We start from the raw sequence: 19160 nt of genomic DNA, 5'->3' as shown, positions 1-19160 counted from the left end.
TCGTACGCGCCGTCGTGAACGCGCCGGCCGGTCGCCCAGCGCGTTTTCGACGGTTACTCGTAGCGCGGCACGCGCCCCGAGCGGTCGCTCCCCTCGACGAACGGGAGGGCGGCGACCTCGGCGGGCCGTTCTTCGCCGTCGACGCGAACGGTCACGTCCGTTTCGGGAGTCACGTCGAAGTCCACGAACGCCAGGGCGACGGGTTCGTCGCGCATCGGACTCTCGACCGCGCGGGTCACCTCGCCGACGGCCTCGTCGCCGGCGAAGACGGCCGCACCGCGGTCCGGCACCGACTCCGGCAGGAGGCCGGCGAGTCGCTGGCTCGGCTGACCGCGGTTCTCGATGCGGGAGACGACCTCCTGGCCGACGTAACAGCCCTTCTCGAAGTCCAGGGCGTTGCGCAGGCCGAGGTCATTCGGCAGCTCGTCGGCGAGTTCGAACTCGAACAGCGGCGTCCCCGCTTCCAGGGTCAGCGACTCCCACGTCCGGCGGCCGAACGGGACGGCGTTCAGTCCGCGCGTGAGGAGCGTGTCGAAGACGAGTCGGACGTTCGACCGCGACGTCCCGGTCTCGTCCTCCGTCTCGCCCGTCGTACAGACGATCTCGTACCCCTCTTCGCCGGTCGGGGCGTCGGTACGGACGACGGTGACGCCCACGTCCGCTATCTTCCCGCGGGCGAAGGAGAGGTGTTCGTCGGGCGTGCTGGCGGAATTGAGTACGCTCGCCACCTTCTCCGTCGCCTTCGGCCCGTGGACGCCGAAGACGCCGAAATCGTCGGTCGCGACCGAGATGTCGACGTCCTGGATGAACACCTTCTCGCGCCACGTCTCCGCGAGCGAGGTGGCCTCCCCGGGCGGGACGAAGAGCAGGAGGCGGTCGCCCGCACAGTAGACGTACATGTCCGTCTCGACGCGGCCCTGCGGGTCGAGCAACAGCGCGTACCGGCCCTCGCCGTCCTCCCTGGGAACCTCGTTCGAGACGACGTTGTTCACGTACTCGATACGGTCGTCGCCCGCGACGACCACGACGCCGTACGGCATCTCCGTGAGGCCGACGCCGTTCCGGACCGCGCGGTGGGTGCGTTCGGGTCGACCGTAGTCGCGCGGAACCCGCCGCCCGCCGACCGAGTCGAACTCGGCCCCGTGGTCGGCGTGGATGTCTTCGAGCAGAGTCACGGTCGTACTCGGTTCCGTGGGGGTAAAAGCGTGATTCTACGGCGCGACGGACCGACCGCGGCGCGGACGGGGCGCTCGGACGTCGCGGAGACGGCCGAGGACGTGACGAAGAGGAACGAGGACGGGGAGGGCCCCTTCGGAGGCCGCCCTCGGTGGGACGCGGGGACGGCAGGGGTCGTCGGAGCGGCGGTTCGCGGACGGGTCACTACAGCGGCAGTCGGTCGATGATGCGGTCGACGATGGACGGCTCCTCCCCGGTTTCCTCCTCCGGGTCGGGGACGACGCGCTCGTCGGGCTTGATGAGGGTGCGGCCGTCCTTCATCTCGGCGCAGATGAGGTCGTCCTCCTTTAAGTTGCCCAGCGCGCCCTCTATCTCGTCGATGTCGACCTCGACGTGCGACCGGAGTTCGAAGACCGTCATCCCCTCCTCGCTCCGGTCGACGAGGGCGTCGAGGATCTCGACCTCGACGTCCGCGCGGCGTCGATACTCCCGCTTGGCCTTCATATCCGTCCCTATGTCACCCCGGGTTTTAGCCTTACCTGCATAGCTCTCTCCGTCCGACACGCCGCCTGGACTCCCGACGGCGGGCGTTCCGCCGGGCGCTCACGTCCGCGAGAGCAGCGTCTTGAGGTGCTCGGGCGAGAAGAACGACGTCGGGCGGTCCATGTGGACCGCGATTTCGCCCGAGAGCGCCCGCAGCCCCGTGGTCTGGACCGGTTCCGGCAGCGAGTACGCCCGCCGGACCAGGTGTCCCAGGCGAATCTCGCTCTTCAGGTCCGACCGCCACGCGTCCTCGTAGTCGGCCAGCGTGGCGGGGTCGTCGGGGTCGACGGTCCGGACCGCGTGGTCCGCGGCCGTCATGCCGTAGAGGATGCCGCCGCCGGTGAACGGCTTCGTCTGCGCGGCGGCGTCGCCGAGCAGGAATCCGCGGTGGGCGGTCACCGACCGCGGCGGTCCGATGGGAATCATGCCGGCACAGAAGTCGCTCGTCTCCACGTCGTACTCAGCGGTGAACCGCTCGAACAGTTCGCGGGCGGAGGGGTCGCTCCCCGGCGGTGCGGCCAGGCCGTACTCCACGCCGGCGTCGCCGCGCGGGATGCGCCACGCGAAGAACCGCGGTGCGGTGAGGTGCACGTCCACGAAGTCGCCCGGGTCCGCCTCTTCGGCGAACCCCAGCACGCCCTGGAGCTTCTCGCCCGGTTCCGGTAGCCCCAGTTCGCGCCGGACCCGCGAGACGGGACCGTCACAGCCCACGACCATCTTCGCGCTGAACTCCTCGGTGCCGTCCGGCGTGGACGCCGTCACGTCCACGCGGTCGCCGTGCTCGTCGACGGTGGAGACGCTGTGGTTCTCCCGGAGGTCGGCCCCGGCGTCGCGGGCCGCGTCGGCGAGCGTGCGGTCCAGGCCCACGCGGTCGATGACGTTCGAGACGACCTCGTCCTTGTAGAACGGATGGTCGTCGCTCCCGGGACCGCCGACGTGGAACCGCGCGCCGTACACCTCGTTCTGGAGCAGTTCCTCGCGAGCGTCCGGCGGCGTGAACTCCCAGACGTCGGTGCTGACGTGGCCCGAACAGGCCAGTGGCTCGCCGACCTCACCCCGTTCCAGCACGAGCACGTCGTGACCGGCCTCGGCGGCCCGGCGCGCGAACCGCGAACCGGCCGGTCCCGCCCCGACGACGAGGAAATCGTACATCATCGTCGCGTACTGGTCCGGGCGTCAAATACCTTCTCTCTCGCGGCGAGACGCCGGTCGACCCGCGCGGCGAGAGTCGTCTGCCCCATCCCTTCGATTCAAGGCGCCGCCACGTGTGGGTTCGGACATGGACGGAACCGGCGTACCGCTGGTGACGCCGTTCGACGAGGACGGCGACCTGGCGGAGGCGAAACTGCGCGAACTGGTGGCGTGGGTCGAGGAGCGCGGCGTCGACTTCCTCGTCCCCTGCGGGTCGAACAGCGAGGCCGAACTGATGAGCGCCGACGAGCGCGCCCGGGTCGTCGAAATCGTCGCCGAGACGGCGGACGTGCCGGTGCTCGCCGGGACGGGCCACCCCGGCCTGCGGGAGACGCTCCGGGCGACCGAGCGCGCGGCCGACGCGGGGGCGGACGCGGCGCTCGTGGTGACGCCGTTCTATTACAACCACGCTCCGGACGCGCTCGTCGACTACTACCGCGAGGTGGCCGACGAGAGTCCGGTTCCGGTGTACCTCTACAGCGTCCCGGCGTTCACCGGGGTCGCGCTCGACGCCGCGACGGTCGCGGACCTCGCGGACCACGACAACGTCGCGGGGATGAAAGACTCCAGCGGCGACCTCGAACGGCTCCAGCGCGAGCGCGCTCGCATGGCGAACGTCGACTTCGACCTGCTCGTCGGCAGCGGGAGCGTCTACGCCGCCGGCCTCGACGCGGGGGCCGACGGCGGCGTGCTCGCGCTGGCGAACGTCGCGCCCGAGCGCGCCGACGAGATATTCCGGCTCCGGCGAGCGGGCCAGGACGACGAGGCGCGCCAGTTGAACGCCCGACTGGTCGAGTTGAACCACGCCATCACGTCGAGGTACAGCGTTCCCGGTGCGAAGGCGGCGATGCGCGAGCGGGGAGCGCCGGCGGGCTACGCGCGGAAACCGCACCGACCGGTCGACGACGACGTGCGCGAGGAACTGGCCGAACTGGTCGAGAGCGCGCGAGTGTAACCCCGCGGTCTACTCCGGCGTCGCGCGCGTCGCGGTCGCCTTGAACGACGCGACCACCCTCACGCCGGGCCGCAAGGCCAGTTTCTCGACGCTATCCATCGTCACCAGCGCCGCCAGCGGAGCGTCCGCGTCCACGTCGACGACCACGCGCGCGACGGCCTCGCCGCGCTCGACGCTCGCGACCTCGCCGGCGAACCGGTTGCGGGCGCTGGTCGCGTCGGTCGCCGGGGCGTCGGCGGGGGCGTGCAGCGTCACGGCGTCGGCACGGACGCTCACCTGCACGGCGTCGGCCTCCGGGACGGCGGCGTCGCCGGCGAGCGCGCGGACGCGACCGGCCGGCGTCTCGACGGTGGCGAGTTCCCCCTCGCGACCGACGACGCGGCCGGTCAGGACCGTCTCTTCGACCTCCGCCGTCCCCGTGAACTCCGCGCGCAGGCGGTCGAAGCGCGCGAGCAGTTCCTCGGCGCGGTCGGTCAGTTCGCTGCCGCCGCCCCCGGAGCCGCCGCGCTGGCGCTCGACGAGCGGACCGAAGGCGTCTTCGAGGTCGGTGAGGCGGGCGTGTGCCCGGGAGTACGACCGACCGAGCGACTCGGCGGCGCGGTTGAGCGACCCGGACTCGGCGACGGCCGAGAGGAGGGCCGCGTCGTCGGCGTCGAACGCCACTCCGTCGGCGCGGAGGTGCGCGTCGAACCCGGCGTCCATGCTACCGCGTCGAACCCGCGTCGGCAAAACCGTTATGTCCCGTGCGGGAGAACGTCGTTGTATCGATGAGGGAACAACGCACTCGCCGACGGTTCCTTGCGGGCGTCGGCTCGCTGGGAGCGGTCGGTCTTGCCGGCTGCGTCAGCAGCCAGGACGGCGGCGGGGACGACACGACGGACGGCGGAACCGACACGACGGATGGAGGGTCGTCGGGCGCGGACTCGATGACCGTCTTCCACGCGGGCAGCCTCGAACCGCCGTTCGGCGCCGCCGAACCGAAGTTCGAGGAGAAGTACGGCGTCTCGGTGAGCCGCGAGGCGAAGGGGTCGGTCGCCTCGACGAAGAAGATAACCGAACAGGGTCGGAGCGCCGACGTGCTCGGCGTCTCCGACTTCCGGCTCATCCGGGACCGCCTCCTGCCGAAGCACGGCGACTGGTACGCCATCTTCGCCACGAACGCGATGTCCATCCAGTACCGCGAGGACTCGCCCGGCGCCGACGACATCTCGACGGACAACTGGTGGGAGGTCCTGTCGCGCGACGACGTCACCGTCGGGCACAGCGACCCCGCCATCGACCCTGGCGGCTACCGGGCGGTGATGACGATGCAACTCGGCACGGAGGAGTTCGACGGGAGCCGCCTCTACGACGAGTCGACCTACCGGAAGCTCCGTGACAACTCGACGGTGCCGACCGGGACCGAGACGAACCTCGAAGGCCAACTGGAGGCCGGCGCGCTCGACTACGCCTTCTACTACCAGTCGATCAGCACCTCCACCGACCTCCCCTACGTCGAACTCCAGCCGGAGGTCGACCTCTCCAGGGCGACAGAGAGGTACGCGAAGCACTACGCGAAGGCGAAGGTGACGACCGACGGGGAGACGTTCACGGGCGCGCCCATCGCCTACGGCGTCACCGTCCCGGGCAACGCGGAAGCGCCCGACCTCGGCGCGAAGTGGGTCGAGTACATGATAACCGAGCCCGGTCGGAAGATACTGAAGAGCAAGGGACTCCAGCCCGTCGAACCGGCGGTGACGGCGGCGACCGACGCGGTGCCGGAGCGCGTGGCGAACCACGCGAAAGAAAAGTCCTCGCTCGGTCCGATGAAGGTCTAAGCCGTGAGTACAGAGACGACCCGCGGCAGTCCCGCCGTCGCGCTCGGAACGGGGACGACGGTGCTCGCGTTCGTCACGGTGCAACTGCTCGCGTTCGCGTTCGCCTTCGGCGTCGACCTTCCGGGTGCGTACGCGCTCTTCGCCGTGGCGAGCACCGGCGCGGTCGCCCACTACCGCGACCGCGGGACGTTCGGCGTCGCCGCGGCCACGCTCGGAAGCGTCCTGCTCGTGTTACTCGCGCTCCCGCTGCTGATGCTGGTCGCGAGTCAGGACCCGGGTATCGTCGTCGAGAAGGCGACCGACCCCGCGGTACACCGCGCGCTGTACGTCTCCGTGTACGCGCCGATGCTCGCGGCGCTGCTGTCGGTCGCGCTCGGCGTGCCGCTGGCGCTGGTGCTCGCGCGGGGCTTCCCCGGGCAGGCGCTCGTCGAGAGCCTCGTCGACCTGCCGCTGGTCGTCCCGCACAGCGTCGCCGGACTCGCCGTCCTCTTCGCGTACAGCGGCGACGGCACGTTCGACTGGCTCGCAGTGACGATTCCCGGCGAGTTCGCCGCGTTCGGTCTCCTCTTCGACGTGCCGTTGTTCGGCGGCTTTCGCTACGACTTCTCGGTGCTCGGGACGATGACCGGGATGGTGCTGGCGATGACGTTCGTGAGCGCGCCGTTCGCGGTCAACGCCGCCCGCGAGGGGTTCGAGGCCGTCGACTCGCGGCTTCAGTACGCGGCTCGGACCCTCGGCGCGAATCGGTGGGAGACATTCCGGCGCGTGACTGCACCGCTGTCGGTCCGGGGCGTACTCACCGGCGGCGTGCTGGCGTGGGCGCGGGCCGTCTCGGAGTTCGGCGCGGTCGCCATCGTCGCGTACAACGTCGACGTGGTCTACCCGCCGCTGTTCGGAGAGAAGGCGGAGACCCAGCACGCACCCGTGTTCATCTTCAGGGAGTACACCACAGGCGGACTCGACGAGGCCGGCGCGGTGGCGACGCTGCTGCTCGCGCTCTCGGTCGCCATCTTCCTGGTCGTCCGCTCGCTGGCCTACGACGACGGGGGGTGGCCGTGAGCCTCGACGTCGAGGTGTCGGCGACGTTCACCGCCGAGGGGGCCGAACGGTTCGACGTGCGCGCCGACCTCCGGGTGCCGGCGGGCGAGACGCTCGCCGTCCTGGGACCGAGCGGGAGCGGGAAGACGCTCCTGCTGGAGACAGTGGCGGGGTTCCACGACCACGACGGGACGGTGACGCTGGCCGGCCGGGAGCTGTCGGGGCTGGCCCCGGAGGAGCGCGACCTCGGGTTCGTCTTCCAGGACTACGCGCTGTTCCCCCACCTCTCCGTGCGCGAGAACGTCGCCTTCGGACGGCGGTACCACGACGATACCCGGGACCCGGCGGGCCTGCTCGACGCGCTCGGCGTCGCGGACCTCGCGGACCGCTACCCGCCGACCCTCTCCGGGGGCGAGCGCCAGCGGGTCGCGCTGGCGCGTGCGCTGCTCGTCCGGCCGGACGCGTTCCTGCTGGACGAACCCCTCTCGGCGCTGGACGTGCCGACCCGCCAGTCGCTGCGCGAGGACCTCGCGGACGTGCTCGCCGACGAGACCGCAGTGTACGTCACGCACGACCGGACGACGGCCCGGATGCTCGCCGACCGCATCGCGGTCATCGACGACGGCGACATCGTCCAGGTCGACTCACCGGACGCCATCTTCGAACGGCCGGCGAGTCCGTTCGTCGCACGGTTCACGGGGGCGAACTGCCTCGAACTGGAGGACGGCAGGCTCCCCGGAACGCCGGTCACGGCCGACGGGGAGTACCTCGCGGTCCGACCCGAGTACGTGGAACTCGACCCGTCCGACCCCGACTTCCGCGTCCGGGTCGAACGCGTGTTCCCCGAGGACGGTCGTCGACGGGTCGCGCTCTCGGTCGGCGGGCGTCGGTTCGACGCGTACGCCGACGGAGCGGTCGCCTCCCGTGAACGCCCGACGCCGGACGGGGACGACCCGACCGTCGCGCCCGGCGGTTCGCCGGCCGTCGGCGACGAGGTCGGAGTCGCGTTCCGGGACGGTCGAACGCATGCCATCAGATAGCTGATGGAACTCTCCAGGTAAAGATTCTTACCGTCGGCTTCGCAAGAGCCCACGCATGAACTACCGTCTTTCGCACCTGTCAGTAGGTGTTGTTATCCGTGCGGCCGAATAGTTTGCTCGGCAAGGTCGCGGTAGCCGTCCTGTCGGTGCTCGTCGTCACCGCCGGGGGACTCGGCGTGGCGCTCACGTCGGGACTCGTCTCGGTCGCCCAGCCGACGGTCGAATCGACCAGCAGCGAGTGGGGAACGGTGAGCGAGGAGTCGACCGAGATACGGACGAACGTCGTCGTGAACAACCCGAACCCGGTCGGCGTCCCTCCCGTGGTCGACATGGGGTACGAGATAGGCATGAACGGCGTGACCGTCGGCGAGGGCGAAGAGAGCGGAGTCGGCCTCGGAACGGGGCGCTCGACCGTCTCGCTGTCGGCGAAGATAGACAACGAGAAGATACCGAACTGGTGGGCGACGCACGTCAACGGCGGCGAGCAGACGACGATGACGGTGACGCCGAGCGTCGGCGTCCCGTTCTTCACCGAGTCGCTACCCGCCCAGAAGCGCACGTTCAGCACCGACATCCTCTCGGCGTTCGACGAGGACGAGACGCGAGCGCTGACGGTCGACAACCGGACCGTCCTGAAGGCGACGAAGACGGACGCCTCGTGGGGCGAGGCGACGACGGAGGAGACGCCCATCCGGTTCGCCGCGACGGTGCAGAACCCCGGTAACGGCACGGTCGTGTTCTCGAAACTCGGCTACAGCATCACGATGAACGACGTGGAGGTCGCCCAGGGGACGACGGACGGCGAGGTCCGCATCGGCGCGGGCGAGACGACGACCATCGACATCGACTCGGCGATGGACAACTCGAAGCTCCCGCAGTGGTGGACCAGCCACGTCCGGAACGACGAGAAGACGACGATGGACGTGCAGTTCTACGCGCTGATGGAGGAAGACGGCGAGACCGAACGCGTCCCGCTGTCCTTCCTGAGCGAGCGCGTCGTCTTCACGACCGACATGCTCGGCGACGGGGAGTCGACGACGAAGACCGTCGAGCGCCCCGGCGAGGCGGCGTTCGAGGCGCCGTCGGTCGGCGATGTCGACAGCGAGTGGGTCGTCCCCGACCAGGGCGACACCCGCGTCCGGACGACCGCGGTCGTCGAGAACCCCAACGGTGCCGACGCCGCGTTCGCCGACGACCTCTCGTTCGAAACCCGCTACTCCGTGCTGATGAACGACGTGTCCCTGGCGAACGAGACGGTGTCTCGCCACGTCGCGCCCGGTCGGAACGAACTCGCGTTCTCCGCGGCCATCACCGACCGCGAGGTGCAGTCGTGGTGGGTCAGCCACGTCAACAACGGCGAGGAGAGCCGGCGCGTCGTCGACCGCGACGTGACCATCGACACCGGGTTCGCCCGGCTCCCGCTCGACCGCCCCGCGGAGCGCGGTCGCTTCACCACCGACATGCTCGGTCCGGTCGACAACACGTCGGCCCAGACGCTCGCCGTCGAGGGACGACGCGTCGGACGCGTCTCGGACATGAGCGCCGAGTGGGGCGAGGCGACGATGCCGGAGACGCCCATCGACACCGCCGCGACCATCGAGAACGAGCGCGGTGAGCCCATCCACATCACCGAGGTCGGCTACCGCGTGACGATGAACGGCGTCGTCCTCGCCGACGAGTCGAAGGCCAAGTCCGTCGCGGTCGCACCGTACTCCACCCGCACCGTCGCCGACGAGATGACCCTCGACAACTCGCAACTCGGCGAGTGGTGGAAGACCCACATCCGGCGCGGCGAGCGTAGCCAGATGAAGGTGTCGTACTACGTCGTCGTCGAGTACCGCGGGCACACCCAGAAGATAGCGCTCGACGCGCTCAACTACGAGAAGACCGTGACGACCGACGTCCTCGGCGACGACGAGAGCTGAACCGGCGACGCCGTTCTCGACGGACCGCCGTTCCACGACTCGTCGGTCGACGGGAGTCGAGACGGCCGGCGTCGAATCGTCACGCACTCTCGATGCCGGCCGACAAGTAAAAGACAGCGAGGGCGCCGACTCACCACCAGTCAGCGGACAAATTCACTCGATTGGGAGTCGAAAATACCGCCGTCGAGGCCCCGAATCGACCGACATCGGCGAAATCGTCGACCGGTTGCGACAGCCGACACGTCCGCCGCGACCCAAAGGCACTTTTAATGTGGCGACATACGAATGAACAAGAAATGTCGCGTAGCCCATCGGTTCCCGACCGGCCGACACTGGAGATAGACCCGGAGATGTCCGATGCGGAGCGGCTGGCCGCGCTTCGCGAGCACTACGCGGACATCGTCCAGGTCAACGAGAAACTGAGCGAGCGCGTCGACGCTGCGGCCGAGCGTCGAGAGGACCTCGCCGAACAGGTCGACCGACTCGAACGAGAGAACGAGACGCTGAAGACCACCTCGCTGTACGTCGCCACCGTCGAGGACATCACCGACGACGGCGTCGTCATCAAACAGCACGGTAACAACCAGGAGGTGCTGACGGAGGTCTCGGCCCAGTTCCGCGAGAAGCTCGACGCAGGCGACCGCGTCGCGGTCAACGACTCGTTCACCATCGAGACCATCCTGGACGCGGAAACCGACGCCCGCGCGCAGGCGATGGAGGTCGACGCCTCGCCCGCGGTGACCTACGAGGACATCGGCGGTATCGACGAGCAGATTCGAGAGGTTCGCGAGGCGGTCGAACAGCCGCTCGTGAACCCCGAACAGTTCGAGAAGACCGGCGTCGAACCGCCGAGCGGCGTGCTGCTGTACGGTCCGCCCGGCACGGGCAAGACGATGCTGGCGAAGGCTGTCGCCAACCAGACCGACGCCACCTTCATCAAGATGGCCGGCTCCGAACTCGTCCAGAAGTTCATCGGCGAGGGTGCGCGGCTGGTGCGCGACCTGTTCGAACTCGCCGCCGAGCGCGAGCCCGCGGTCATCTTCATCGACGAGATAGACGCCGTCGCCTCCAAGCGGACCGACTCGAAGACGTCGGGCGACGCGGAGGTCCAGCGCACGATGATGCAACTGCTCAGCGAGATGGACGGCTTCGAGGACCGCGGCGAAATCCGCATCATCGCCGCTACCAACCGCTTCGACATGCTCGACCGCGCCATCCTCCGCCCCGGCCGCTTCGACCGCCTCATCGAAGTGCCCAACCCCAACGAGGAGGGCCGCGAGCGCATCCTCGAAATCCACACCCGCGACATGAACGTCGCCGACGACGTGGACTACGCCCAGCTCGCCAGCGAGGTCGACGGCTTCAGCGGCGCGGAGATAGAGAGCCTGACGACCGAGGCCGGCATGTTCGCCATCCGCGACGGCCGGACCGAGGTGAGACGCGCCGACTTCGAGGACGCTCTCGACAAGATGGAGGACGGCGACGACGGTCTCTCGGGCGTCCTCCGCTACGCCCACTGATTCTAGAAGGGAGTTCTTCCGTCCCGACCGCCGGTCCCGAAGCCGGGGAGTTCGTCCTGATACTGTAGTATCTGTGCGGCACGGTCGGCCTTCGCCAGCAGGACCTCGGTTAGCTCCGGGGGGTTCTCGACGGACGTCCCCTCGAGCAGGTCGTCGGGAATCGCCAGGGTCCCCTCGGGGACGCCGTCGTCGCCGTGGACGGAGAGATGTTTCCGGCCGAGTTTCATCACGAGCGGGGAGTCGAGACGCTCGATTCCTTCGCCGCTGTTGTACAGTTCCCGGTTGACGCGTTCGTGCTGGTTGCGCCGCATGACCGCACGCTCGCCGTCGTGTGGCTCGACGTACAGCCGTCCGAGGTAGTAGCCGCTCGAGAATTCCGCGAACATCGTTATCATACCACTTACAGTGAGAGAGACATATAAGCATTACGCAAAGAATTTATAACGAACTGCAATGCCACGTCATAATACCTTCGTTCCGGGCGGCAGAGAGGGAAAGCAGGTCGGCGGTCGGGAGGAAAACCGGTCGGCCATCGAGGAGGGCGAGACCGACGACCGACCGACGCGCTGACGGCGTCGAGCGGTGCTGGCGGGCCGCGAGAAGCTTCCGAAATACCAACGCTTACGGCGTGGCTGTCCTTACGGTCGTGGTATGAGTTCTGTCCCCGAACGGAGCGACGTCGAATCGCAGTACAAGTGGGACCTGGAGAGCATCTACGCGACCGACGACGACTGGGAGGACGCCTACGAGGCCGTCGAGGACCGGCTGGAAGACGTCGAGGCGTACGAGGGACGAGCGACCGAAGACGGCGAGACGCTGCTGGAAGTCCTGCAGCTCTCGGACGAACTCGGTCGGGAGGTCGAGCAGGTCGTCTCCTACGCCCGCATGCGCAGCGACGAGGACACCTCCGACCAGGAGTACCAGGCGCTCGCCTCCCGCGCCCAGTCGCTCGCCTCCCGCGCCCAGAGCGCGACGAGCTTCGTCGAGCCCGAGATTCAATCGCTGGACCGCGACGAACTCGACCGGATGGTCGACGAGACGGAGGAGCTGGAGCAGTACGAGCACTACCTCGACGACGTGATGCGGATGAAAGAGCACACCCGCTCCGCAGAGGTCGAGAACCTGCTCGCGGAACTCGGCGAGGTGACCGGCGCGTCCGGCGAAATCTACAACCTGCTGTCGAACGCCGACATGGAGTTCCCGACCGTGGAGGACCCCGACGGCGAGGCGGTCGAGATAACCCAGAGCAACTTCACGAACCTGCTCAAGCGGCCGGACCGGGAGTTCCGCCGCGACGTGTACGAGGGGTACTTCGACGAGTGGAGCGAGGTGCGCAACTCCGTCGGCGCGGCGTACAAGAACAGCGTCAAGGCCGACGTGAAACTCGCCCGCGCCCGGAACTACGACACCGCCCGCGAGGCGGCGATGGACGGCCCGAACGTCCCCGTGGAGGTGTACGACAACCTGCTCGACACCGTCCGGGACAACCTCGACAAACTCCACCGCCACGCCGAACTCAAGCGCGAGTCGCTCGGCGTCGACGAACTCCGGATGTGGGACCTCTACATGCCGATGACCGAATCCGAGAGTCCCGACCTGGAGTACGATCAGGCCGCGGAGTACGTCACCGAGGCGGTCGCCGCGCTGGGCGACGACTACCAGTCCCGGATCGCGGAGGGCATCGAGTCGCGCTGGATCGACGTGTACGAGACCCAGGACAAGCAGTCGGGCGCGTACAGCGGCGGTGCCTACGACACGCAGCCGTTCATCCTGATGAACTACCAGGACGACATCGCCTCGATGTACACTCTGGCTCACGAACTCGGCCACTCGCTTCACTCCCAGCTCACCAGCGAGACCCAGCCGTACGCCTACAGTAGCTACGAGATATTCGTCGCCGAGGTCGCCAGCACGGTCAACGAGGCGCTGCTCACCCACCACCTGCTCGAGACCGTCGACGACCCCGAGTTCCGCCGCCACGTGCTCAACGAGTACCTCGAACGGTTCCGCTCGACGTTGTACCGCCAGACCCTCTTCGCCGACTTCGAACACCGGGCCCACCGCGTCGTCGAGGACAACGAGGCGCTGACGCCCGACCGACTGGACGACATCTACGGGAACCTCAAGCGGGAGTTCTACGAACCCGCGGTCGTCGACGACCGCATCGAGCGCGAGTGGATGCGCATCCCCCACTTCTACCGCGCGTACTACGTCTACCAGTACAGCACCGGTATCAGCGCCGCCGTGGCGCTCGCCGACCAGATAATCGAGGAAGGCGAACCCGCCGCCGAGCGCTATCTGGAGTTCCTTCGCAGCGGGTCCCGCGAGTATCCCCTCGAACTGCTGGAGACCGCCGGCGTCGACATGTTCTCGCCCGAACCCATCCAGCGCGCGCTCGACGTGTACGACGACCACCTGGACGAGATGGCCGACCTCGTCTGAGAGGTCACGGACCCGCGGCCGACCTCCGGGGCGCGTCGGCGACGATTATTTATCGCGCCCCGACCACCTGTCGAGCATGTGTTCCGTCATCTCGCCGCAGGGAGGCCGGGCGTCGCTCGCGCCGCGCCGCGCCGAACGACGACCGGGGGACCCATGACTGGCGCGACCGACGGCCCGGACCGGACGCGCGTCGACGGGGAGGCCGAGCGGTCCGGCCCGGTCGACGTTCCCGAGCGGGACGACCCGACCGACGTGCCGGACTGGGACGACGAGTACGTGGACCGGGTGAGCGACCGACTGCTGACGAACTACGACCTCGAGAAGGACGTCCGGGTCCGGGGCGAGTCGTTCGACCTGTACGGTCGACTGGTGATGGAGAACCAGAAGCAGTTCCTCCACCGGGCGCTCAACTACGCGAACCACAGCGCCGAAGAGCACCTGTTCGTCCGGCGCGTCGACGCAGTGGGCGTCGCCGACCTCCGGTCGCTCGTGGACCTGGGCCACGACCTCGCCGAGGAGTGGATCGAACCCAGCGAGAAGCATTACGGCACCGAGTTCACGTTCGCGCTCGTCGCGCCGTCGCTTCCGGAAGCGGTCCGCGAGTTCGTCGACGGCTTCCGCGACCGGACGCTGCTGAAGTACGGCTACTACGGACAGTACGAGGTCAACCTCGTCGTCGTCGCGCCCGACGACGAGGCAATCGTCGCCAGCACGAACGCCGACGTGAGCCGAGCGTTCGCGCTCTGGAACTCCGTCGACGCCGACGGTCCCGGGCTCCTGGCTCGCGTCGCCGGACGGTTACGCCCGTGAGCGAGTTCCGCGGGCCCGATACCGTCCAGGTATCCACGCGAACCGGTCACAGGTACGCTCGCTTCCGAAACGTATTTCAATCTCACCGGTCAATCGGAAATTGCGTGTCCGGGTTGGGGTAGTGGACTATCCTCCAGCCTTGTGGAGGCTGGGACGCGGGTTCAATTCTCGCACCTGGACCTTCTTCCGAAGTTCCACCGCGAGCGACCGGTGTTGCGTCGACGCCGGTTGCGAACGACTGCCGAGCGACGCCCCGCCAGCGGTGTTTTCCGCGGAAGCCGCTGTGAACGGCGCTCTGCCGCGATAGTCGGGGCGACGGTCGCTATCGGAACAATCGGAACGCACACGCTTCCGTTTATGGGGTCTGACACAGAAGACGACAGGTAGACGATGATTCGCGATGCTCGCGTGCTCCAGCCCCAGTTCATCCCCGACGAGGTCGAGCATCGTAACCCCGAGGTGAATCGGCTGTCCGACACGCTCAAGCCGATAATGGACGGTCAGCCGGGCGAGACCTCGCTGCTGGTGGGGCCGTCCGGCGCGGGCAAGACCTGCATCGCGAAGTACACCGTCGAACGGCTCCGCGAGAACGTCCTCGACATCAACACCCGGTACGTCAACTGCTGGCAGGACTACACGCGCTTCCAGGTGCTCTACCGCATCCTCGACTGCATCGACTGCACCGTCGACGTCCACCGCCGCTCGACGCCGAAGGACGAACTGCTGGACCGCCTCCGCGAGTACGACGGGCCGCAGTTCGTCGTCGTCCTCGACGAGGTCGACCAGCTGGAGGACAAGAGCGTGCTCTACGACCTCTACCGGATGCAGCGCATCTCGATGATTCTCATCGCCAACCGAGAACAGGAGCTGTTCTCGCAGCTCGACGACCGCCTCACGAGTCGCCTGCAGACCTGCGTCCGAATCTCGTTCGACAAGTACCCGCTCGACGAACTCGTCTCGATTCTCCAGGCGCGAGCGCGGTGGGGGCTTTCGGAAGGCGCAATCGGAAAGCAGGAACTCGCCCTCATCGCCGACGCCGCGGCGGGCGACGCGCGGATCGCCATCAGCGTTCTCAGGAACGCCGCCAGGCTGGCGGACCAGGACGGCCGCGCCGAGATAACCGCCGACGTCGTCCACGAGGCCGTCCCGGAAGGCCGCGACGAGGTCCGCCAGAAGACCGTCGAACAGCTGAACCCGCACCAGCGCGCCCTCTACGATATCCTGCGGGACGAGGGCGAACTCGACCCCGGGGAACTGTACGACCGCTACGCCGAGCGCGTCGACGACCCGAAGACGAAACGCACCGTCCGGAACTACCTCTCGAAGATGGACCACTACCGCCTCGTCGTCGCCGACGGGAAGAACCGGGCACGCACGTACCGGGCGCGGTGAGCCGCGCGCGTCGGGTTTCGGAAGCTCCGGAAACGACCCAGTCTTGCCTATGTGGCCGAGGGGAGTACGTCTATCCGTCATGCTGGGCCAACAGCAGAGTCCGGACCTGCCGACGCTCGACCCAGGAATCACGCTCCTCGAGACGGACGAACGAACGACGGGCGCGTTACACTCGCTCGTGCTCGACCGGTTGCTCGTCGACGGCGGGACGGCCGTCTGGGTCGACGCGCGCGACGAGGGCTCCACCCAGCCGCTCGCGAGAATCGCCCCGAACACGCGCGTCCTGGAACGAGTCGCAATCGCCCGCGGGTTCACGCCGTGGCAGCACCAGAGCATCCTCCGGGACCTCCGCGGCGAACTCGACGAGGAGACGCCTCTCGTCGTCCTGCCGGCGTTCGACTGGTTCTACCGGTCCGACGACGTCACCGACGCGCAGGGCGAACGCATGCTCGCCGCGGGCGTCGACCTCGTCGCGGAGGTGGCCGAGCGAGAAGGAGTGCCGGTCGTCCTGACGCGGACGGCCGACGACTGCTTCGCGGCTCCGCTCGACGAGGCGGCGGACGCGGTGGTCCGCTGCGAACAGACGGCGTTCGGACCGCGGTTCGCGGGCGAGGACTTCGAGACGCTCGTCTACCCGCTCGGCGACGGGACCGTGCAGACGACGCTCGCGTACTGGCGACGGGTGCTCGCCGCCCGCCATCCGGCGGTCGCGGTGGAGGCGACGCCGACGGAGGTGACGACCCGTGGGGCGAACTAACGCGACGTACCGCGACCTGCTGCGCGCCATGGAGTCGCGGTGGTCCGACTACCGGCGGGCGCTGCGCCGCGAGGACCAGGCGGCGTTCGACCGCCTCTTCGAGCACGCTCGCGCACACGCCGACGCGGGCGGACTGCAGAACCACCAGCGCGTCGAGGTGACGGTCCTCGTCTCCGTCGTCCTCGAACAGCAGAAGCGCATCGACGACCTCGAGGACCGCCTCGACCATCTCGAAGCCGACCTGAACGCCGACCTCAGTGCGACCGGGGAGACGACCCCGGAGGAGGCGAACGGGACGGTCCCGGAAGAGATGGACGGGACGACCCCGGACGAAGCCGGCTCCGACGGTATCGTCCCGGACGACCCGTGAACCGATGGTGTACAAGGTTGACTATCGGGACGGCGACGTTCTCCGGTGGTCGCTCACCGACGACGGTGCCGAGTACGCGGTCGACGACGGGTACGCGCCGACACTGTACGTGTCCGCGCACGACGACGGGACGCTCGCCGACGTTCGGTCGCCCACGACCCCGGCGACTCGTCCCCGAAAAGACCGCAGCGCTCGTTCCTTCGACACCGCTCCCGGAGTTATCGAGGACATTTTATAAGCGGCCGGTGGTTGCGTCGAAGACGATGAAGACCGACAGCGCCGTGGTCCACGGGTCGACGTTCCTCGTGACGGACGCGGATGGCCGCACGACGCGCGAACACGACGGCTTCTATCACCGGGACATGCGGCATCTGGATGCGTACGGCCTCGACGCGAAGGGAACGACGCTGGAACTGCTGGACGTAAACGCGCCTCGTCCGAGCGAACGGACCATACACCTGGCGACGTCGCTGGACCGAGGCGCTCGAACGTTCCACGTCGGTCGGCGACAGGTCGTTACCGACGGGCTCTACGACCGACTTCGCGTCCGGAACCTCACACCGGAGGCCCAGTCGGAGACGTTTTCGCTGCGGTTCGGGACGACGTTCGAGGACCTGTTCGAGGTCCGGAGTCACGCGGGCAGTCGCGACAGAACGGTCGACGCCGAGGCGCGAGCCGACGGCGTCGTCTTCCGCTACGACCCCGATGACCTCGACCGCACGTAGGAGACGACCGTTCGCGCGTCCGACGGTGACGTCGCCGTCACCGAAGGAGAGGGCCGGGCGGACGCCGAACTCGAACTCGACCTCTCGTTCGCCGCGCGCGAGGAGGTCGAAATCACCGTCGCCGTCGAACCGGGCGGTTCGGCCGGTGACCCGGGCGCGGCGTTCGAGGCCGCTCGCGAGGCGGTCCGCGACCGCGAGCGGGAGTGGGAGCGGTCGACCGCCGACCTCGCGGCCCCGGAGTGGGAGCGGGTCCTCGCGGAGAGTCGACGGAACCTGCTGGAACTCCGTCTGGACACCGAGTACGGTCCGCTGTTCACCGCCGGCGTCCCCTGGTTCGCGACCGGGTTCGGCCGCGACTCCATCATCGCTGCACTGCAGGCGCTTCCGCTGACGACTGCGACGGCGAAGGGGACGTGCCGGTATCTCGCCGCGAACCAGGCGACCGAGGTCGACGACTCCCGGGCCGCCGAACCCGGGAAGATTCTCCACGAAACGCGCCGCGGCGAAGCGGCGCTTCGGGGGACGGTCCCCCACTCGCCATACTACGGCACGGTAGACGCGACGGCGCTGTTCGTCGTCCTCGTCCACGAGACGTGGCGGTCGACCGGTGACGACGCGTTCGCCGAGGAGCTCTGGAGTCACGTCGTGCGCGCCCTCGACTAGTGCGACGAGTACGGCGACGCCGACGGCGACGGCTTCCTCGAGTACCCGGCCGACGGCGAAGGCAGCGGACTCACCCACCAGGCCTGGAAGGACAGCGGCGACGGCATCATGCACCCCGACGGGACGCATCCGGACGGTCCGATCGCCGTCGCGGAGGCGCAGGGGTACTACTACGACGCGAAACGTCGAGCGGCCGACCTGGCGCGGACCCTCTTCGACGACGAGCGCGCTCGCCGACTGGAGGCCGAGGCCGACGAACTCGCCCGGTCCTTCGACGACGCGTTCTGGCTACCCGAGGAGTCGTTCTACGCCGTCGCGCTCGACGGCCGGAACGACCCCGTCGAAACCGTCGCCTCGAATCCGGGGCACTGTCTCTGGAGCGGTATCGTCCCCGACGACCGCCTGCGCTCGGTCGTCGACCGCCTCGTGGCCGACGACATGTTCACCGGGTGGGGGATTCGAACCGTCTCCAGCGACCATCGGGTGTACAATCCGGAGAGCTACCATCTCGGGAGCGTCTGGCCGCACGACAACTCGCTCGTCGCGCTCGGCATGGCGCGGTACGGTCGAACCGACGCGGCGCGAACGGTCGCGCAGGGACTGGTCGACGCGGCGGTCGCGCGAGGAAACGACCGCTTTCCCGAACTGTTCGCCGGCTTCGAACGGGACGACACCGACGTCCCGCTCCCCTACGGCGCCGCCTGCGAGCCGCAGGCGTGGGCCGCGGGAGCCCCCATCGCCTGTCTGCGGGCGGTACGGGGAGACGGTCTCTGGACGCCGACGCGGTGACGGCCCG

Annotated in this window: 19 protein-coding genes and 1 tRNA gene; 15 read left to right on the top strand and 5 right to left on the bottom strand. The window is 68.6% G+C overall.

Annotation, left to right across the window (positions count from 1 at the left end):
- Positions 1–53: 53 nt before the first annotated feature.
- The 3 genes from ygfZ to ACRYA2_RS08555 form a co-directional block, all read right to left on the bottom strand.
- The gene (ygfZ, locus tag ACRYA2_RS08565) at positions 54–1175 is read right to left on the bottom strand and encodes a CAF17-like 4Fe-4S cluster assembly/insertion protein YgfZ (protein WP_433626518.1); all 1122 of its coding nucleotides are present in this window, start codon (positions 1173–1175) and stop codon (positions 54–56) included.
- Positions 1176–1380: 205 nt separating this feature from the next.
- On the bottom strand, positions 1381–1680 hold the full coding sequence (locus tag ACRYA2_RS08560) for a DUF6432 family protein (RefSeq protein ID WP_433626516.1): 300 nt from the start codon (positions 1678–1680) through the stop codon (positions 1381–1383).
- Between the two features lie 99 nt (positions 1681–1779).
- Positions 1780–2871, bottom strand: coding sequence for a geranylgeranyl reductase family protein (locus ACRYA2_RS08555; protein WP_433626514.1), 1092 nt, complete (start codon positions 2869–2871; stop codon positions 1780–1782).
- 127 nt (positions 2872–2998) lie between these two features.
- Between ACRYA2_RS08555 and ACRYA2_RS08550 the strand changes: the two genes are divergently transcribed.
- Positions 2999–3865: a dihydrodipicolinate synthase family protein gene (locus ACRYA2_RS08550; RefSeq protein ID WP_433626511.1), complete on the top strand. Its 867-nt coding sequence runs from the start codon at positions 2999–3001 to the stop codon at positions 3863–3865.
- A 9-nt stretch (positions 3866–3874) separates the two neighbouring features.
- Here the strand turns inward: ACRYA2_RS08550 and ACRYA2_RS08545 are convergent, their stop codons facing one another.
- A complete protein-coding gene (locus ACRYA2_RS08545; protein ID WP_433626509.1) occupies positions 3875–4567 on the bottom strand; it encodes a TOBE domain-containing protein in 693 nt (230 codons plus the stop codon).
- A 65-nt stretch (positions 4568–4632) separates the two neighbouring features.
- Here ACRYA2_RS08545 and ACRYA2_RS08540 point away from each other — a divergent pair, with 65 nt between their 5' ends.
- The 5 genes from ACRYA2_RS08540 to pan2 all read left to right on the top strand — a co-directional run bounded on the left by ACRYA2_RS08540 (position 4633) and on the right by pan2 (position 11205).
- Positions 4633–5682, top strand: coding sequence for an extracellular solute-binding protein (locus ACRYA2_RS08540; protein ID WP_433626506.1), 1050 nt, complete (start codon positions 4633–4635; stop codon positions 5680–5682).
- 3 nt (positions 5683–5685) lie between these two features.
- Positions 5686–6741: an ABC transporter permease gene (locus ACRYA2_RS08535; RefSeq protein WP_433626503.1), complete on the top strand. Its 1056-nt coding sequence runs from the start codon at positions 5686–5688 to the stop codon at positions 6739–6741.
- Positions 6738–7760 (top strand): ABC transporter ATP-binding protein, encoded by a 1023-nt coding sequence (locus ACRYA2_RS08530; RefSeq protein ID WP_433626500.1) that lies wholly within the window; start codon positions 6738–6740, stop codon positions 7758–7760. Before ACRYA2_RS08535 ends, ACRYA2_RS08530 begins: the two co-directional genes overlap by 4 nt.
- Positions 7761–7858: 98 nt before the next feature.
- A complete protein-coding gene (locus ACRYA2_RS08525; RefSeq protein WP_433626497.1) occupies positions 7859–9685 on the top strand; it encodes an LEA type 2 family protein in 1827 nt (608 codons plus the stop codon).
- Positions 9686–9981: 296 nt separating this feature from the next.
- Complete coding sequence (gene pan2 / locus ACRYA2_RS08520; RefSeq protein WP_433626494.1) at positions 9982–11205, top strand: proteasome-activating nucleotidase Pan2; 1224 nt, start codon at positions 9982–9984, stop codon at positions 11203–11205.
- 2 nt (positions 11206–11207) lie between these two features.
- Here pan2 and ACRYA2_RS08515 read toward each other — a convergent pair whose 3' ends face one another.
- Positions 11208–11591 (bottom strand): DUF5802 family protein, encoded by a 384-nt coding sequence (locus ACRYA2_RS08515; protein WP_433627099.1) that lies wholly within the window; start codon positions 11589–11591, stop codon positions 11208–11210.
- Positions 11592–11856: 265 nt separating this feature from the next.
- Here ACRYA2_RS08515 and pepF point away from each other — a divergent pair, with 265 nt between their 5' ends.
- The 9 genes from pepF (at position 11857) to ACRYA2_RS08470 (ending at position 19153) form a co-directional block, all read left to right on the top strand.
- Positions 11857–13647 (top strand): oligoendopeptidase F, encoded by a 1791-nt coding sequence (pepF, locus tag ACRYA2_RS08510; RefSeq protein WP_433626491.1) that lies wholly within the window; start codon positions 11857–11859, stop codon positions 13645–13647.
- A gap of 153 nt (positions 13648–13800) precedes the next feature.
- Positions 13801–14457, top strand: a complete 657-nt coding sequence (locus tag ACRYA2_RS08505) for a DUF8052 family protein (protein ID WP_433626488.1) — start codon at positions 13801–13803, stop codon at positions 14455–14457.
- Positions 14458–14564: 107 nt separating this feature from the next.
- Positions 14565–14637 (top strand) — tRNA-His (locus ACRYA2_RS08500).
- A gap of 210 nt (positions 14638–14847) precedes the next feature.
- A complete protein-coding gene (locus ACRYA2_RS08495) occupies positions 14848–15849 on the top strand; it encodes a Cdc6/Cdc18 family protein (protein ID WP_433626486.1) in 1002 nt (333 codons plus the stop codon).
- Between the two features lie 79 nt (positions 15850–15928).
- Positions 15929–16606: a hypothetical protein gene (locus ACRYA2_RS08490; RefSeq protein WP_433626483.1), complete on the top strand. Its 678-nt coding sequence runs from the start codon at positions 15929–15931 to the stop codon at positions 16604–16606.
- Positions 16593–16976, top strand: a complete 384-nt coding sequence (locus tag ACRYA2_RS08485) for a DUF8156 family protein (RefSeq protein WP_433626481.1) — start codon at positions 16593–16595, stop codon at positions 16974–16976. The genes ACRYA2_RS08490 and ACRYA2_RS08485 overlap by 14 nt, the downstream gene beginning before the upstream one ends.
- A gap of 4 nt (positions 16977–16980) precedes the next feature.
- Positions 16981–17214, top strand: coding sequence for a hypothetical protein (locus tag ACRYA2_RS08480; protein WP_433626479.1), 234 nt, complete (start codon positions 16981–16983; stop codon positions 17212–17214).
- A 25-nt stretch (positions 17215–17239) separates the two neighbouring features.
- Positions 17240–17701 carry a glycogen debranching N-terminal domain-containing protein gene (locus ACRYA2_RS08475; protein ID WP_433626477.1) on the top strand — a complete coding sequence of 154 codons (462 nt, stop codon included), beginning with the start codon at positions 17240–17242 and terminating at the stop codon, positions 17699–17701.
- A gap of 771 nt (positions 17702–18472) precedes the next feature.
- Positions 18473–19153 carry an amylo-alpha-1,6-glucosidase gene (locus tag ACRYA2_RS08470; protein ID WP_433626475.1) on the top strand — a complete coding sequence of 227 codons (681 nt, stop codon included), beginning with the start codon at positions 18473–18475 and terminating at the stop codon, positions 19151–19153.
- Positions 19154–19160: the final 7 nt, after the last annotated feature.

It is taken from the genome of Halomicrococcus pelagicus, from assembly GCF_050954125.1.
This window is presented reverse-complemented; position numbering and strand designations above follow the sequence as displayed.

Bases quoted from the DNA above. Each gene is read 5' to 3' on its own strand.
- ACRYA2_RS08470 (WP_433626475.1), top strand. From the start codon at position 18,473: ATGCACCCCGACGGGACGCATCCGGACGGTCCGATCGCCGTCGCGGAG.
- ACRYA2_RS08495 (WP_433626486.1), top strand. From the start codon at position 14,848: ATGATTCGCGATGCTCGCGTGCTCCAGCCCCAGTTCATCCCCGACGAG.
- ACRYA2_RS08555 (WP_433626514.1), bottom strand. From the start codon at position 2,871: ATGTACGATTTCCTCGTCGTCGGGGCGGGACCGGCCGGTTCGCGGTTC.
- ACRYA2_RS08480 (WP_433626479.1), top strand. From the start codon at position 16,981: ATGGTGTACAAGGTTGACTATCGGGACGGCGACGTTCTCCGGTGGTCG.
- ACRYA2_RS08545 (WP_433626509.1), bottom strand. From the start codon at position 4,567: ATGGACGCCGGGTTCGACGCGCACCTCCGCGCCGACGGAGTGGCGTTC.
- ACRYA2_RS08550 (WP_433626511.1), top strand. From the start codon at position 2,999: ATGGACGGAACCGGCGTACCGCTGGTGACGCCGTTCGACGAGGACGGC.
- ACRYA2_RS08505 (WP_433626488.1), top strand. From the start codon at position 13,801: ATGACTGGCGCGACCGACGGCCCGGACCGGACGCGCGTCGACGGGGAG.
- ACRYA2_RS08540 (WP_433626506.1), top strand. From the start codon at position 4,633: ATGAGGGAACAACGCACTCGCCGACGGTTCCTTGCGGGCGTCGGCTCG.
- ACRYA2_RS08560 (WP_433626516.1), bottom strand. From the start codon at position 1,680: ATGAAGGCCAAGCGGGAGTATCGACGCCGCGCGGACGTCGAGGTCGAG.
- ACRYA2_RS08490 (WP_433626483.1), top strand. From the start codon at position 15,929: ATGCTGGGCCAACAGCAGAGTCCGGACCTGCCGACGCTCGACCCAGGA.
- pepF (WP_433626491.1), top strand. From the start codon at position 11,857: ATGAGTTCTGTCCCCGAACGGAGCGACGTCGAATCGCAGTACAAGTGG.
- ACRYA2_RS08515 (WP_433627099.1), bottom strand. From the start codon at position 11,591: ATGTTCGCGGAATTCTCGAGCGGCTACTACCTCGGACGGCTGTACGTC.
- pan2 (WP_433626494.1), top strand. From the start codon at position 9,982: ATGTCGCGTAGCCCATCGGTTCCCGACCGGCCGACACTGGAGATAGAC.
- ACRYA2_RS08475 (WP_433626477.1), top strand. From the start codon at position 17,240: ATGAAGACCGACAGCGCCGTGGTCCACGGGTCGACGTTCCTCGTGACG.